Source organism: Halanaerobium sehlinense, from assembly GCF_055379485.1.
The window spans coordinates 452419-469779 of the sequence record NZ_AP042442.1 but is presented as its reverse complement, the minus strand read 5'-3'; the positions used below and the strand labels follow the sequence as shown (position 1 = coordinate 469779).

At 35.5% G+C, this 17361-nt stretch carries 13 protein-coding genes, 1 tRNA gene and 2 rRNA genes; all 16 read right to left on the bottom strand.

What is annotated here, in order from left to right; all coding sequences use genetic code 11:
* Positions 1-26 precede the first annotated feature (26 nt).
* Positions 27-1460, bottom strand: a complete 1434-nt coding sequence (gene cysS / locus ACZ446_RS02260) for a cysteine--tRNA ligase (RefSeq protein WP_464393534.1) — start codon at positions 1458-1460, stop codon at positions 27-29.
* A 108-nt stretch (positions 1461-1568) separates the two neighbouring features.
* Positions 1569-3044 (bottom strand): glutamate--tRNA ligase, encoded by a 1476-nt coding sequence (gltX, locus tag ACZ446_RS02255; RefSeq protein ID WP_464393533.1) that lies wholly within the window; start codon positions 3042-3044, stop codon positions 1569-1571.
* Between the two features lie 34 nt (positions 3045-3078).
* Complete coding sequence (locus ACZ446_RS02250) at positions 3079-3870, bottom strand: HutP family protein (protein WP_464393532.1); 792 nt, start codon at positions 3868-3870, stop codon at positions 3079-3081.
* A complete protein-coding gene (ispF, locus tag ACZ446_RS02245) occupies positions 3867-4391 on the bottom strand; it encodes a 2-C-methyl-D-erythritol 2,4-cyclodiphosphate synthase (protein WP_464393531.1) in 525 nt (174 codons plus the stop codon). Before ispF ends, ACZ446_RS02250 begins: the two co-directional genes overlap by 4 nt.
* Positions 4391-5077, bottom strand: a complete 687-nt coding sequence (gene ispD / locus ACZ446_RS02240) for a 2-C-methyl-D-erythritol 4-phosphate cytidylyltransferase (RefSeq protein ID WP_464393530.1) — start codon at positions 5075-5077, stop codon at positions 4391-4393. The genes ispF and ispD overlap by 1 nt, the downstream gene beginning before the upstream one ends.
* Positions 5078-5088: 11 nt before the next feature.
* Positions 5089-6171 (bottom strand): PIN/TRAM domain-containing protein, encoded by a 1083-nt coding sequence (locus ACZ446_RS02235; RefSeq protein WP_464393529.1) that lies wholly within the window; start codon positions 6169-6171, stop codon positions 5089-5091.
* A gap of 32 nt (positions 6172-6203) precedes the next feature.
* A complete protein-coding gene (locus ACZ446_RS02230) occupies positions 6204-6704 on the bottom strand; it encodes a CarD family transcriptional regulator (RefSeq protein WP_464393528.1) in 501 nt (166 codons plus the stop codon).
* Between the two features lie 122 nt (positions 6705-6826).
* Positions 6827-7906: a DNA integrity scanning diadenylate cyclase DisA gene (gene disA / locus ACZ446_RS02225; RefSeq protein ID WP_464393527.1), complete on the bottom strand. Its 1080-nt coding sequence runs from the start codon at positions 7904-7906 to the stop codon at positions 6827-6829.
* A 30-nt stretch (positions 7907-7936) separates the two neighbouring features.
* Entirely contained in the window at positions 7937-9307 is a 1371-nt protein-coding gene (gene radA, locus ACZ446_RS02220) for a DNA repair protein RadA (RefSeq protein WP_464393526.1), read from the bottom strand.
* A gap of 98 nt (positions 9308-9405) precedes the next feature.
* Entirely contained in the window at positions 9406-11826 is a 2421-nt protein-coding gene (locus ACZ446_RS02215) for an ATP-dependent Clp protease ATP-binding subunit (RefSeq protein ID WP_464393525.1), read from the bottom strand.
* Between the two features lie 5 nt (positions 11827-11831).
* Positions 11832-12872 carry a protein arginine kinase gene (locus ACZ446_RS02210; protein WP_464393524.1) on the bottom strand — a complete coding sequence of 347 codons (1041 nt, stop codon included), beginning with the start codon at positions 12870-12872 and terminating at the stop codon, positions 11832-11834.
* Positions 12862-13395 carry a UvrB/UvrC motif-containing protein gene (locus tag ACZ446_RS02205; RefSeq protein WP_464393523.1) on the bottom strand — a complete coding sequence of 178 codons (534 nt, stop codon included), beginning with the start codon at positions 13393-13395 and terminating at the stop codon, positions 12862-12864. Before ACZ446_RS02205 ends, ACZ446_RS02210 begins: the two co-directional genes overlap by 11 nt.
* Positions 13392-13865: a CtsR family transcriptional regulator gene (locus ACZ446_RS02200; RefSeq protein WP_464393522.1), complete on the bottom strand. Its 474-nt coding sequence runs from the start codon at positions 13863-13865 to the stop codon at positions 13392-13394. Before ACZ446_RS02200 ends, ACZ446_RS02205 begins: the two co-directional genes overlap by 4 nt.
* A 175-nt stretch (positions 13866-14040) precedes the next feature.
* Positions 14041-14116: transfer RNA gene (locus tag ACZ446_RS02195), tRNA-Asn, on the bottom strand.
* 11 nt (positions 14117-14127) lie between these two features.
* Positions 14128-14244: ribosomal RNA gene (rrf, locus tag ACZ446_RS02190) — 5S ribosomal RNA — on the bottom strand.
* A 118-nt stretch (positions 14245-14362) separates the two neighbouring features.
* Positions 14363-17342: ribosomal RNA gene (locus ACZ446_RS02185) — 23S ribosomal RNA — on the bottom strand.
* Between the last annotated feature and the right edge of the window lie 19 nt (positions 17343-17361).

The window sequence follows — 17361 nt, the reverse complement described above, 5'->3', positions numbered from 1 at the left end:
TTACTGGTCAAACTTTTAACTTTCTATTAAGTACTGATTTCCCATTCAGTACCATGTGGAGTGTCTATTACATCTATACCAATTTCCTGCAGCCGATCCCTAATTAAATCTGACTCTTCCCAGTTTTTATTTTCTCTGGCCTTTTCGCGAAGTTCTAACAGCAAAGCAATTAAGGGTTCGGTTAAACTATTTTCAACTGCAGAAACTGATTCCAACTCAAATTTCAAACCTAAAATTTCCGCTAATTCCAAGAAAATTTCTTCTGTTTCTTCTAGAATAGCAAAGTTCTTTTCATTTAGTGTGAAGTCTTTTTGATTAATATAACTATTAATTACTCCAACTAAATCATGCAGAACACCTATTGCTTCAGCTGTATTGAAATCATCACTTAAAGCATCAACAAAATCATTTTTCTTTGAAATTACTTCGTCAAAGAACTTATCATTTACTTCAGCTGCAGCTGCTATATCAAAATTTAATACCTTATCTAACTGTCGTCTGGTATTTTTAATTCTTTCGAGTGAAGTTTTAGCTTCCTCCAATTTTTCATAAGAAAAATCAATAGGACTCCTATAATGCCTGCTTAATAAAAAATATCTGATTTCCTGTCCTGAAAATTCTTTCAAAACCTCACGGCTTGTAAAAAAGTTACCTTGAGATTTAGACATTTTTTCACCGCTCAAGTTTACAGTGCCATTATGCAGCCAGTAATTAACAAATTTTTTGCCGCTGTATGCTTCTGACTGAGCTATTTCATTTTCATGATGAGGAAAAATCAGATCTACTCCGCCACCATGAATATCAAAAGTTGCACCAAGACGCTTCATAGACATTGCAGAGCATTCTATATGCCATCCAGGCCATCCTTCTCCCCAGGGACTGTTCCAGCCTTCTCCGGCTTCAACCTTTTTCCAAAGACCAAAATCTAAAGGATTGGTTTTTTCCTCATTAACAGCAATTCTAGCACCTGCCTGCATTTCATCCAAGCTGCGTCCCGAAAGTTTTCCATAATCCTCAAAACTCTCTACACTAAAATAGACATTGCCATTAACTTCATAAGCATAGCCTTTTTCAATCAGAGTTTTCACCATTTCAATAATTTCATCAACATTCTCACTCACTCTTAAATATTTATCTGCTGGTTTAATATTAAATTCTCTAATATCTTCTAAAAATGCATTTGCATACTTATCAGCTAATTCCTCAGGAGTTAGTCCCTCTTCAGCTGCTCGTTTTACAATCTTTTCATTAATATCGGTAAAATTAGAGATATAATCGACCTGATAGCCTAAATATTCGAGAAAACGTCGGATCACATCATAATTAATAGCACTTCTGATATGACCAATGTGAGAATAATTTTGAACTGTTAATCCACAGACATACATCTTCACCTTTCCCGCTTCAACTGTTTCAAATTTTTCTTTCTCACCTGTTAAGGTATTATAAACTTTTATCATTTTTTCACTCCCTTCTTGATTAGGCGCTTTTTAAATCTAAAATATAAGTCAATTTATATTTTCAAAAAGAGCCTTCTCCCTCAGAGAAGACTCCTTCATTTTATCTATTTAATAGTTTTCAGCTAATTCAAGAGCTGAATCCAATCTTTTAGCAATTTCTTCTGCTCCAAAAATAGAAATTACACTTGTCATTTCTGGACCGGAACCTTTACCCGTTATCGCTAATCTAGTTGGATGGTAAATTGTTCGGCCACCTACATCAAGCTCATTCTTTAATTCTTTAAAAATTTCTCCAACTGCTTCTGCAGTTAGTTCTTCCTGGGCATAAATTTTCTTTTTAAGAGTTTCAAAAACCAATTTAACATCTGCGCCTTTAAATTCTTCAGCTGCTTCAGCAGGATCTTCAAATTCAATTTCTGTTAAGAATAGTTCTGCTTCTTTTGGAATTTGAGATAAATAATCAACCCCTGTTCTAGCTTCATCGATTACTTTAGTCAACCACTCTTTATTATTTTCTATATAGTCATTATCGACTAAAGCAGAATCCAGTAAGAAAGGAATTGATAATTCTACGATCCGATCTAATTCTGCAGCTCGAATATATTTTCCATTCATCCAATTTAGTTTTTCGCGATCAAATACAGCGCCACTTTTATTAACATCTTCGATAGCAAAACGCTCTATAATTTCTGCCTGAGATAATATCTCTTCTTCATCACCAGTTGACCAACCTAAAAGAGCCATGAAATTAAATAATGCTTCCGGTAGATAACCCTGTTCTCTAAATTCACCAATATAAACAGAATCCTTGCCTCGCTTTTTAAGTTTTGCTTTATTTTCATCTAAAATCAATGGAAGATGGGCAAATTTTGGTAAATCAAAACCTAATGCTTCATAAATTAAAATTTGTTTTGGTGTATTTGATAAGTGATCTTCACCTCTAATTACATGGGAAATTTCCATTAATGCATCATCAATTACAACCGCAAAATTATAAGTTGGCATTCCATCAGATTTAAAAATTATAAAATCATCTAAAACAGAGGAACTAAAACTTACATCACCTCTGATTAAATCTTCAACAATAATCTCTTTTTCTGCTTCGGGCAGCCTAAAACGTAAAACCGGTTCTCTTCCCTCTTCTTCAAAAGCTGCTATTTCTTCTTCACTTAAGTTGCGGCATGACCCATCATAACGAGGCATTTTATCATTTTCTATAGCCTTTTGGCGCATTTCATCAAGTTCTTCTTTAGTACAATAACATTTATATGCATCACCTGATTGTAATAATTTGTCCGCATATTCTTGATAAAGATCGATTCTTTCAGTCTGGCGATAAGGGCCATAATCTCCACCAATTCCAACACCTTCATCGGCATCAAGGCCGAGCCATTCCATTTCTTTTATGATAATATCTTCAAACTCTTTTGTTGATCTTGCCTGATCTGTATCTTCAATTCTTAATACTAATTCCCCGTCTTTTTGCTTTGCAACCAGCCAGTTAAATAAGGCTGTTCGCATATTACCAATATGGATTTTCCCAGTTGGACTTGGGGGGAAACGTAATCTTATATTATTACTCATAACCTTATAATTCCTCCTAATAATATTAAATTTCTTATATTACACTAGTACCCACAGTTAATTGTTCAGGTCCATCTACTAAAGCATGTCCAAACTTACCAAATATAGCCACAGAAACATGCCCGTCCCCACGAACAACAGCTATTTTAAAACCTCCACCTAGACCAGGATTAACAAGGTCCAGCTGACTATAAGCATCTTTAACTGCATTTGATACAGCCATCTTTTCGCGAGAGTTTTCGTTGATAACCCCTCTGGCAATTGCAGCAACTGTAGTACTCTCTCTTAATTTAATTGGTAGCTTTTCAGCGCTTGCACCAGTTTGAGTAATTGCACCACGATAACCATAACCTTCAATTTTTTTCAACCAATACTCTTCATAATCTCTGCTTCTTGTCATTGAAAGATAGATAGCTGAACTTTCAGGTGTTATAGTCTTTTTTTCCATTTCCATTTCTTCTTCTTCATCTTTTAAATAACCATAAACTATATCTTCAGAAGTTACTACTCCAACTAATTCATCTTTATCAGTGTAGACAGGCAAACCTCCTATATGATTTTCAGATAATTTTTTTGCTGCCTGCTGCACAGTACTGTTTTCATTGATAATTATTAAATTATCTGACATAAATTCACTTACTGGCGCTTCTAGATTTTTTTCTGAAATAATATCTCCATCTGTCAGCATACCGATTAATTTTCCGTTTTCTACAATTAACAACCTTCCAATTTTATTGATTGAAAGCATCTTTTCTGCTTCAAAAATTGTTGCATTAGGACCAATAGTTATTGGATTAGGTGTCATAATATCTTTTACTAACATCATCTAATACTCCCTTCCCTTTTCAATGTCTCAAAAAACTGCCATAATTTACTCTCTACAACACTAACAACAGCATATGCTGCTATTCCTTCTTCTCGACCAGTAAAACCCATTTTTTCATTTGTTGTTGCTTTAAAATTAATTTTATTTTTTTTTATTTTTAAATTATCTGCAATTGATTCAACAATTTGGTTGCGATAGGGTTTTAATTTTGGCCTTTCAGCCACGATTACTAAATCACAATTATTAATTATATACTTTTTTTCTGCTACTTCTTTTCGTACTTCATCTAACAATATCAAACTGCTTATATTTTTATATTTAGGATCATCATCCGGGAAATGGGTTCCAATGTCCCCACTTCCTACAGCTCCTAATAAAGCATCCATTAATGCGTGCAGTAAAACATCTGCATCTGAATGACCTTTTAATCCTAAATCAGATTTAACTTCTACACCACCTAAAAAAAGAGGCCTATTTTTTATAAAACGATGACTATCATAAGCAAAGCCTACTTTGAACATTATATTCTCTCCTTTAAAATCATTTCTGCTGGTTTTAGATCTTCAGGAGTAGTTATTTTGAAATTATTATAGTCACCATTAACAATATAAACATTTTCTCCTAATTCTTCTACCAAAGAAGCATCATCTGAAGCTTCATCTTTTTTATAAGCCTGATGTGCCTTTTTTATTAAATCTAATTTGAAAGCTTGTGGAGTTTGAATAGCTCTCAATGAATCTCGATCCAGGGTTTTCTTAGAAAAAGAATCCTCAACCAGCTTAATTGTGTCTTTAACTCTGACTCCACAGCTTGCTGCACCATATTCTTTAGCAGCTTGATAACATCTTTCAATTAATTCTTTACTTACCAATGGTCTGGCACCATCATGTATTATAACATACTTAACTTCTTCGCTAAAGTTTTTCAAGCCATTATAAACTGATTCTTGCCGGCTTCTACCTCCCACAACTAAATTAAATCTTTTTTTAGAATGAAAAAATAATGGATTTATTTTATCTTTGAAATAATCAAATTCATCAGCTGATAAAACAATATTGATTTCAAAATCATTTCTCCAATCTAGAAAACTTTTAATTGTATAATACAAGATTGGTTTCCCTAACAAATTTAAAAATTGTTTGTTTATATTTTTGCCCATTCTACTACCACTGCCGGCGGCAGGTATCAAAACACCTATTTCAGACATAAAATCATTCCTTAATTACTTTTGGGTCTAGCAAATATCATTCTTCCTGCAGCAGTCTGCAGGATGCTTGTAACAAGTACAGAAATATCATCACCTAAATATTTAATACCTTCCTCAATAACTATCATAGTCCCATCATCAAGATAAGCAACACCCTGTCCATTTTCTTTGCCCTCCTTAATTACTTTAACATCCATTTCTTCACCTGGAAGGACAACCGGCTTAACAGCGTTGGCAAGTTCATTAATATTTAGGACATTAACCCCCTGGAGTTCAGCAACTTTATTTAAATTATAGTCATTAGTTAACACTTTAGCTGAACTCAGCTGAGCAAGCTTAACAAGCTTGCTATCAACTTCCGAAATTTCTTCAAAATCATGATCAATTATTTCTACCTTGATTTCAGAATCATTTTGCATTTGTCTTAAAATATCAAGACCTCGACGGCCACGATTTCTTTTTAAATCATCGGCTGAATCTGCAATATGTTGTAATTCTTCTAAAACAAACTCAGGAATAATAAAATTTCCTTCTATAAATCCAGTTTTACATATATCAAAAATCCTGCCATCAATAATAACACTGGTATCTAAAATTTTATCACTACCAGTTTTATCCTGGGGACATTCTGTTTTTTCTTTTTTTCTGGAAAATAAAAAAGATTCTATATCCTTTGCTTTGTGAACAGCAAGGGCGAATCCCATATAAATAAATGTGATATTAACAAAAATTTGTAGGGGCATTCCAATTCGAGGTATTTTAGGAATAGAAAATATAAAATTTATAATAGCACCAGTTATTAAACCAATTATTAGACCAGTTATTGCTATAACGATTTTTTTCCAACTTAGTTCTTTAAACTTCAATTCAAAGCCCATGATAAACTCTAAAAGTTTGTTTAAAGCATAAAAAATAAGAAAATAACCTAATACTGCTCCTAATAATATAGCATAAAACTGTGTAGTTAAAAAGAATTCCCCAATGTTTTGCCAGCTAAATGAATAATCACTTGCCAGGCCAAAAATATCAATTAAATTATAGGCGATAACACCGCCAAAAACCCCAAAAATTAAGCGCATTATTTTCTTCAGCATTATTTTCACCCCCTTCCGAAAAACATCTTAAATTAGGATTCAAGATCCTCTTCGTCAAGTGTAAATAAGTCATCCATTTTTTCTGAAATACTTTCTTCATTCATATCTTTAGCCAGCACAAGTTCACTAATTAAAATTTGTCTGGCATTACTTAACATCTTTTTTTCACCTGTAGAAAGACCCTTTTCGCGGTCTCTAATACTTAAATTTCTCACAACCTCTGCTACTTCAAAAATATCACCAGTCTTTAATTTTTCCTGATTAGCTCTAAAACGGCGGTTCCAATTTTGTGACATTTTACTTTTTTCGCCATTAAGTAATTCAAAAACTTCATCTGCTTTTTCTTCAGAAATAACATCACGAATCCCAATTTTATCAATTTTATCAACAGGAATCATAACTTTCATTTCTCCAATCGGAAGTTTCATTATATAATATTCTTTTTTTTCATCTAAAATAGTCTTAGTCTCAATACCAACAATGGTTCCTGCACCATGATTAGGATAAACGACTTTGTCACCAATTTTATACATTTTATCCACTCCTCTTTTATGAAAGCAATAAAAATCCACCTTATAATTATACCATTTTAAAAAGCTACAGTCAATTTGCATACTTTTTAGATTAGACTTATAACGAAGTGTATTAAATATTATTATATATGTCGATCAAGTAAAACTTGGTCTCGAAGGCGTCTCAATCCATCTTTTATCGCCTGAGCCCTTACTTCTCCAATACCATCAACATCATCTAACTCATCTACTGAAGCTCTAATAATAGCCTGTAAATTTTCGAAATGTTCAACTAAATTTTCAATAACCGGCATTGGAAGTCTTGGTATTTTTCTCATTATTCTATATCCACGCGGTGAAACTGTTTCGTCTAAAGCATTTAAACTACCACTATAACCAAGGGCCTTACTAATAGTGTTTAAAGTTAATATTTCATCTGAAGACCAATCAGTAAGATCCTCTAAGACTTTTTCAGGATCAGAAGCATCTTCTTCCAGCTCATTTGAAATATAATCCTCAATCAGTAAAATACCTTCTTCTTTAACATTATTAACCAGTTCTTCCAGCTGCATTTTAATCAATCTTCCCTCTGATCCTAGTTCAGAAATATATTTTTCGATTTCTCGCTGAATTTTTAGAACCATTTCAGTTCTTTGAATTACAGTAACAACATCTGATAGCGTCACCAAGTTTTCAAACTCTAAAGCACTTAAATTAGTAAGAGCCTGATCAAAAACAGATCTATATTTTTCCAGTGTTTGGATTGCCTGGTTAGCTTTAACTAACACTACCCTTATGTCTTCTAAAATATGTTTGGAATCATCTTTATAAATCGTAATGATTGATCTACGTTGAGAAATAGCAATTACTAATTCACCAGTTTGACGTGCAACTCTTTCGGCAGTTTTATGCCTTGTTCCAGTCTCGGAAGATTTAACTGTGGGATCAGGAATCAATTGGGCATTTGCAAATAAAATATTTTCAGCATCCTGATCTAAAACAATTGCGCCATCCATTTTTGCAAGTTCATATAAACGAGCAGGTGAAAGAGGAGTTTCAATTTGAAAACCATCATTAACTAAATCTAGAACTTCTTCTTTATCACTAACAACAATTAAGCCTCCTGTTTGGGCCCTTAAAATATTTTCAAGCCCATCCCTAAATTCTGTACCTGGAGCTAATACCTTTAAGATATCCATTAATTTTTCATCTATTTCTTCCACTTCTTCACCTCTTTTCACATGATTTGCTATTTATTTTAGAATGATTTTTACAAATTCAGCTATATCCTTAACTGCATCAATCTTAATTTCTGGGTCAAAAGCAATATTTTTAGCATTTGCAGCTGGTATAATTACCTTTTTAAATGATAGTTTTTTTAATTCATTAATTCGCTTATCTATTTGACCAACAGCTCTAACTTCTCCACCCAAACCAACTTCTCCAATTACGGCTAAATCATTATCTAGTGAAACATCCTTATAACTTGAAATAACTGCTGCTATAATAGCTAAATCAAGCCCTGGTTCTTCTACACTAATTCCACCGGTAATATTTAAATTAACATCAAACTCTTTGAAATTAGCCCCTAAGCGTTTTTCTAAAACTGCTAAAAGTAGAGAAAGCCTCTTATAATCGACGCCTTTTGCAAGCCGCTGAGGTGACGGGAAGGCAGCATCAGTTACCAGAGATTGTACTTCTACCAAAAGCACTCGGCTACCTTCTAAAGCTGGAGTTATTACTGAGCCTGATACATCAGCCGATCTCTCATTAATAAAAAAACTAGAAGGATTAGCTACCTCTTCTATCCCTTTTTCTTTCATTTCAAAAACACCAATTTCATTTGTTGATCCAAAACGATTTTTCTTCGCTCTAAGCATCCTATACATATGATAGTTATCACCTTCAAACTGAAGTACCGTATCAACTAAATGTTCCAAAACCCTTGGACCAGCCAACTCTCCCTCTTTTGTCACATGGCCTATTAAAACAACAGGTATACCTGTTGTTTTTGCAAGTTTCACAAGACGATTGGTAACTTCTTTTATCTGAGTTAAATTACCTGGAGCAGCATCTAACTCAGGAATATGAACAGTCTGAATTGAGTCTACAACAATTAATGAATAATTTTGGTTTTTAGAAATATGATTTTCTAAAACCATATAATCTCTTTCATCTAAAATATTAAGATTTTCTTCCATACAATCTAATCTCTCAGCTCTCATTTTTATTTGAGAGGCCGATTCCTCCCCAGAAAGATAAAGGGTTTTTCCATATTTTTTACTAAAAAGAGAAGCCACCTGAAGTATCAGTGTTGATTTACCAATACCAGGGGCTCCGCCAAGTAAAATTAGAGAACCGGAAACAATACCCCCGCCAAGTACTCGATCAAGTTCAGTTATATTTGTTTGAAGTCGCTGACGCTTAACCGAAGAAATTTTAGTAATCGGCTGAGGCTCTTTCCCCTCTCTATCTAGATCATATTTATTTGTATTATTTTTTGATTTATCTTCTATAACTTCTTCAAAACTATCCCAGGAACCACAGTTAGAACATTTACCCATCCAATTAACCGACTTATATCCGCATTCCTGACATAGATAATACTTTTTTGCTTTCGCCATTATTAATAGCTCCTACTTGTAAAATTTCTTTATATTTGTTTCTAATTATATCATTTTTTACATCATTTTACAAGAAGGCTTAATTTACTTATATTTCCTTAACTAACTATAAAATCAAAATCATTATCTTTGACATCTACTGTTATTTTACCCTTTTCTTCAAATTCATGGTCCAATATTTTTATTGATAATGGATTTTCAATTTGACGCTGGATTGTTCTCCTGAGCGGTCGAGCTCCAAACTCAGAATCATAGCCATCTTCAGCTAACTTAGTTTTGGCAGCTTCAGTCATTTCCAATTCAATACCTTTTTCTTTTAATCTTGCTCTTAAATCATCAAGCATTAAATCAACAATTTTCTTGATGTGTTCTTTATTTAGAGAGTGGAACACAATAATTTCATCAAGTCGGTTTAAAAATTCAGGTCTAAATGTCTTGCGAAGTTGAGACATAACATTATCTTTCATCTTATCGTAATTTGCTTCTTCATCATTATCTGTTTTAAAACCAAGCTGAGATTGTTTTTCAATAAAATCAGCGCCTACATTAGATGTCATAATTACAATAGTATTTTTAAAATCAACTTTCCGTCCATGGGTATCAGTTAAAACACCATCTTCTAAAATTTGAAGCAGCACATTAAATACATCAGGATGTGCCTTTTCAATTTCATCAAATAAAATCACAGAATATGGTCTTCTGCGAACAGGCTCAGTTAACTGACCACCTTCATCGTGGCCTACATACCCAGGAGGAGAACCGACCAATCTGGAAACTGAGTGTTTTTCCATGTATTCTGACATATCAACTCTGATCATTGCATCTTCATCATTAAACATTGTCTCTGCAAGAGTTTTGGCTAGTTCTGTTTTACCAACACCAGTAGGTCCTAAGAAAATAAAAGAACCTATCGGACGTTTAGGATCTTTAAGTCCAGCTCTAGCCCTTCTAACAGCTTCAGAAACCGCATTAATTGCTTCATCCTGTCCAATTACTCGTTTATGAAGTTCGTCTTCCAAACGTAGTAGTCTCTCAGTTTCTGCTTCTTCTAATTTAGTAACAGGTATACCAGTCCAGCTGGAAACAATTTCTGCTATATCTTCAGTAGTAACAACTGCTTCAGCTTTTCCTTTTTCATCTTCCCAGTTGTTTTTCAATTCTTCTAGTTCTTTTTTTAATGATTTTTCTCGATCTCTCATTCTAGCTGCTTTTTCAAATTCTTGATTTTTGACAGCTGCTTCTTTTTCTTTTTCAGCTTCTTCTAATTTTTGACTTAACTCTTTAAATTCTGGCGGTCTTGTACTATTGCTTAATCTAACCTTAGAAGCTGCCTCGTCGATTAAATCAATCGCCTTATCAGGCAAAAATCTATCAGATATATATCTATGAGATAATACAACAGCATCTTCAATAGCCTGATCAGTAATTTTAACTTTATGATGTGCTTCATAAGGGTCTCTTAAACCCTTTAGAATATCAATGGCTTCTTCTGTTGAATTTTCTTCTACAAGTACTGACTGGAAACGTCTCTCCAGAGCTGCATCTTTTTCTATATATTTTCTATATTCATCTAAAGTAGTAGCTCCAATTGCCTGTAGTTCTCCTCTTGCCAAAGCTGGCTTTAAAATATTAGCTGCATCTATAGCTCCTTCGGCTGCACCTGCACCAACCAGAGTATGCATTTCATCTATAAATAATATTATATCTCCACTTTCAATAATCTCATTCATTACAGCCTTTAAACGCTGTTCAAATTCTCCTCTATATTTTGAACCAGCTACTAAAGAACTTAAATCAAGCGACACAACTCTTTTATTCAGTAATAATTCAGGTACGTTCTCACTTATTATCATCTGAGCCAGGCCTTCAATAATTGCTGTTTTTCCAACACCTGGTTCACCTATTAAAACTGGGTTGTTTTTAGTTCTACGGCTTAAAACCTGAATTACTCTATTAATTTCTTTATCACGACCAATAACGGGATCTAACTTGTTCTCACTTGCCATTTCAGTTAAATCGCGGCTATATTCATCTAAGTTTTTTGTTTTTCTACTTGAAGATTTAGATTTCTTCTTCATAGAACTTTTTCCTCCAAGTAAATCAATCACTTCTTCTTTTATATTGCTAATATCACTATTTAAATCCATTAAGATTCTAACGGCAACGCCTTCTCCTTCTCTAATTAATCCAAGCAATAGATGTTCTGTTCCTATATAATTATGACCCATTTTCCTGGCTTCATCCATTGCTAAATTTAAAACTTTTTTACTTCTTGGAGTTAGGCCAATTGAACCCTTCACTTCATTTTGACCCTCACCAATCATATCTATAATTTTACTTTCAATTACTTCTTTACTTATACCATTATCAATTAGTGAACGAGCAGCTATACCCTGACCTTCAGCTATTAAACCGTAAAGTATATGCTCTGTTCCAACATAGCTGTGTTTAAGCTTCAAAGCTTCTTGTTCAGCAATACTTAATACTTTTCTTGCTCTTTCAGTAAATTTTGCAAACATTATTTTCACTCCCTATCTAATTCATTTCTAATAATTTTAGCTCTTTTTATATTTAAGTCTTCTGTTTCTAATTTCTCCTTAGAATTATATAAAAGATGCGCATTTTTTATTCTAAATAATAATTTAGAAAAAAGATTCGGATCAAGTTTTTCCTCAATCAAATTTGTGTCCTGACCAAATTTGATTCTTGATAAATATTTTAAAGCTTCTGATTCATCTAAATGATAAGCATACTTTAAAACTCCTAATGATCTTAAAACATTATCTTTTAATTTCAAAAAATTGTTTCTTAATAAATATTCTCTGCTTTTTCTTTCTTCAGTTATTATCTGTTGAATAACACTTTCTAATTTCTCTATAATTTCTATTTCACTAAATCCTAAAGTTATTTGATTAGATATTTGAAAAAGCTCAGCTTCGCTATTACTACCTTCACCTGAAACACCTCTTACAGTTAGTCCAAACTTTCCTACTGCTCCTAAAATATTATCAATTCTGCCGCTCAACACTAATGCGGGTAAATGACACATTACAGAAGCTCTTAATGCAGTCCCAACATTTGTTGGACAGCTGGTTAAATAACCCCAGTTACTTGAAAATGCATAATCTAATTTTTGTTCTAATTGATCATCCAGATCATTTATTTCATTCCAGATATGATTAAATTCAAAACCAGATTTTAAAATTTGGATCCGTAGATGATCTTCTTCATTAACCATTATTGATATATTATTTATATTATTTAAAAACAGAGCTTTAGCTTCAGAATTTTGAATATGATTTTTACTGATAAGATATTCTTCATGAAGAACATTTCTTTCAACCTCAGTTAAATCATTCATTAAATAAAAATCATAATTTTGGTCAATTAAAAAAAATAGTTTATTCTTTATATGACTAATTAAATCATTTTTTTCCTGGTAGCTGCTCCTATTCGGAAATTTATATTTTTTCAGATTTCTAGCTAACCTAATTCTAGAGCTCAAAACAACATCTTTATCTTTCCCACCTGCAGTTTGCCAGTCATTAATTATTTTATTTCTCATTATCATCTGCCTCCATGTCCTCTTTCATAGCATGGATTTTATCTCTTATTTCAGCAGCCTTTTCAAAATTTTCTTCATCAACGGCTTGTTTCATTTTTTCTTTGAGCTCATCAATTTCAAATTCCATTTCTGATTTTTGCAAAAAGGATTCAGGTTGTTTTCCAGAATGTTGAGTATTACCATGAATTCTTTTTAAAAGAGGATTTAATTTATCTGCAAAAGTTTGATAGCATTCATGACAGCCAAAAAATCCTTTCTCTGCAAACTCTTGATAACTCAACCCACAATTTTTGCAGAATAAATTCTGTGATTGACCGTTATTAAGTTTTGGAGAATTTTGACTAGAAAAATTTTGATTTAATATTCCAGATAGCAAACTTTGAAAGCCAAGGTTATCATCAAAATTAAATTCACTGGTTTTTCTTGCACATTTTTCACATAAATGCATTTCCTCTTTTTCTCCATTTATAATTCTAGTTAAATGAACTGCTGCTTCTCTTTCACCACATCTTTCGCAGATCATTGCTGGTCCTCCTTAACTTTAAAAATAACTTCGAGCATATTTTTTAGTATTCTAGCTCTTAAATAATCGCGCTCTGGTAGAGAAGTATTTAAAACATTTCTATGAACAGCTCTCTCCATTAAATAAGATTCTCTTTCAGAAATTAATTCATTATCATATAATCTTTTAATAATTCCATGTGCTTCCCTTTGGGTCACAACATGATCTAGTTTATTAATTACTTCTTGAATAACTTCTTTATCAGAATCCAAACTCACTCTAATTATTCTAATAAAGCCGCCTCCACCTCTCTGACTTTCAACGACATAACCTTTTTCTACAGTAAACCTTGTATCTAAAACATAATTAATTTGGGAAGGAGCACAATCGAAATTTTCAGCTAATTGATTTCTTTTAATCTTTACTTTGCCCTGGTATTTAGAGATTTGTCTTCTTAAATACCTTTCTATTTGATCAGACAAACTGGACATACTCTCCCCTCCTAACTTTGACTTATTTTGACCTTTAATATTATAATACTATATTTATAAAAAAATGCAAGTAAATTATGACACAAAAAAAGCATCCACCTAAAGTGAATGCAATAAATTATCATATTAAAATAAAAAAAAGACCCTCCAAAGGTCTGAATACATAAATATAAAATGGCTCCCCGAGCAAGACTCGAACTTGCGACAAGATGATTAACAGTCACCTGCTCTACCAACTGAGCTATCGGGGAGTATAAAAAAGGACCGGCAGCGACCTACTCTCCCACATCGTTACCAATGCAGTACCATAGGCGCTGGAGGACTTAACTTTTGTGTTCGAGATGGGAACAAGTGTTGCCCCTCCGCTATTACCACCGGAAATATTCATTGTTTTTGTAGGCGTTATTGTCCTACTGAGATATTAACTTCAAATCGAAGAACTTGATTGAGATTCGATTTAATATCGACTATACAATCAAAGATACATATAGGAAATAATGATTAAGCCCTCGATCTATTAGTACCAGTTAGCTTAATGTATTACTACACTTACACCTCTGGCCTATCTACCTTATCATCTTTAAGGGATCTTACCTTCTTAACAAAGTGAGATACCTAATCTTGAAGTCTGTTTCACGCTTAGATGCTTTCAGCGCTTATCTTTTCCACACTTAGCTACTCAGCTATGCTCCTGGTGGAACAACTGATTCACCATCGGTGTGTCCATCCCGGTCCTCTCGTACTGGGGACAGCTCTTCTCAAGTATCTTTCGCCTGCGACGGATAGGGACCGAACTGTCTCACGACGTTCTGAACCCAGCTCGCGTACCGCTTTAATTGGCGAACAGCCAAACCCTTGGAACCTGCTTCAGCTCCAGGATGCGATGAGCCGACATCGAGGTGCCAAACCTCCCCGTCGATGTGAACTCTTGGGGGAGATAAGCCTGTTATCCCCGGGGTAACTTTTATCCGTTGAGCGACGGCAATTCCACACTATACCGCCGGATCACTAAGTCCTACTTTCGTACCTGCTCGACTTGTCTGTCTTGCAGTTAAGCTCCCTTCTGCCTTTACACTCTTCGTGCGATTTCCATCCGCACTGAGGGAACCTTTGAGCGCCTCCGTTACTGTTTGGGAGGCGACCGCCCCAGTCAAACTGCCCGCCTGACAATGTCCTGTGACCAGTTTATGGCCTCCAGTTAGAATTCCGCTGTAGAAAGGGTGGTATCCCACCAGCGACTCCACTGACATTGGCATGCCAGTTTCAAAGTCTCCCACCTATCCTGTACATTCTACATCAAAACCCAATATCAGGCTGCAGTAAAGCTCCACGGGGTCTTTCCGTCCTGTCGCAGGTAGCCTGCATCTTCACAGGCAATTTAATTTCACCGAGTCCCTTGTTGAGACAGCATCCAAGTCGTTACGCCATTCGTGCAGGTCGGAACTTACCCGACAAGGAATTTCGCTACCTTAGGACCGTTATAGTTACGGCCGCCGTTTACTGGGGCTTAGGTTCAGACCTTCGTGCATAAGCACTAAGCCTTCTCCTTGACCTTCCAGCACCGGGCAGGCGTCAGCCCCTATACTTCGTCTTACGACTTAGCAGAGACCTGTGTTTTTGATAAACAGTCGCTTGGATCTTTTCACTGCGACCCACTAGCTAACACTAATGGGTACCCCTTCTCCCGAAGTTACGGGGTCATTTTGCCGAGTTCCTTAACAAGGGTTCTCTCGCGCGCCTTAGAATTCTCTTCCCGTCTACCTGTGTCGGTTTGCGGTACGGGCACTATAAATCTCGTTAGTGGTTTTTCTTGGCGACTCATTAAGTGGCTTCACCTCTTTTGGCTCCACATCACTAAAAGTTATTAGCGGGTAAAGGGATTTGCCTCCTTACCCTAACTCCTTAGCTTATACGTGCTCTTCCAGTCACACGCTCCACTCTCTTTGCCGCGTCCCCACTTCACTCAATCAATTTACAGTGGTATCTGAATCTTTACAGATTTTCCATCACCTACGCCTTTCGGCCTCAGCTTAGGTCCCGACTAACCCTGAGAGGACGAGCCTTCCTCAGGAATCCTTAGACTTTCGGCGAAGGAGATTCTCACTCCTTTTTTCGTTACTCATACCGGCATTCTCTCTTCTGTACAGTCCACTGCTCCTTACGGTACAGCTTCTCTCCGTACACAATGCTCCTCTACCACTTACAATCATATAAATATAACCATAAATCCACAGCTTCGGTGATATGCTTTAGCCCCGTTACATTTTCGGCGCAAAACCGCTTAACCAGTGAGCTATTACGCACTCTTTAAATGAGTGGCTGCTTCTAAGCCAACATCCTGGTTGTCTGTGCGATCTCACTTCCTTTTCCACTTAGCATATACTTTGGGACCTTATCTGGTGGTCTGGGCTCTTTCCCTTTCGACTATGAAGCTTATCCCACATAGTCTGACTCCCGATGAACACTAAACGGCATTCGGAGTTTGAATGGATTTGGTAACCTTGTTGGGCCCCTTGTCCAATCAGTGCTCTACAACCATTTAACTTTTACATCGAGGCTAGCCCTAAAGCTATTTCGAGGAGAACCAGCTATCTCCGAGTTCGATTGGCCTTTCACCCCTATCCACAACTCATCCCCTCATTTTTCAACATAAGTGGGTTCGGGCCTCCACAAGCTCTTACACTCGCTTCACCCTGGTCATGGATAGATCACTCGGTTTCGGGTCTACTAATCATAACTTCCGCCCTTATCAGACTCGCTTTCGCTCTGGCTTCATCTCTATGACTTAACCTTTCGCTACGATTAGTAACTCGCCGGTCCGTGATACAAAAAGTACGCAGTCAGGCTTTCTAATAGCCCTCCTACTTATTGTAAGCTTATGGTTTCAGTTTCTATTTCACTCCCCTCCCGGGGTTCTTTTCACCTTTCCCTCACGGTACTTGTTCACTATCGGTCATTCAGGAGTATTTAGTCTTGGAAGGTGGTCCTCCCTTATTCTCACAGGGTTTCTCGTGGCCCGTGATACTCTGGATAAATCTCTGACTTCTTCTACCTTTCGTCTACAGGACTATTACCTCCTACGGTTGAGCTTTCCAGCTCATTTGACTGGGTAAAAAATTTAAGTCAGCTAAAGGCTGTAGCCTTTAGTAAAGTCTATCCCACACCCACATTAAGCAACGTCTACAGACTTACACTTAATGTGTTTGGACTCTTCCCCTTTCGCTCGCCGCTACTAAGGGAATCTCGTTTTGATTTCTTTTCCTCAGGGTACTAAGATGTTTCAGTTCTCCTGCTTGTTCTTACATGGCTACTTCTTTCACCACATAATACCAGTGCTCCACACTGGTGGGTTGCCCCATTCGGATACCCGCGGATCTACGCTTATTTAGCAGCTCCCCACGGCTTTTCGCAGCCGGTCGCGTCCTTCTTCAACTCTGAATGCCAAGGCATCCACCATAAGCTCTTTCTAGCTTAATCAATTTATTTCCTATATGCA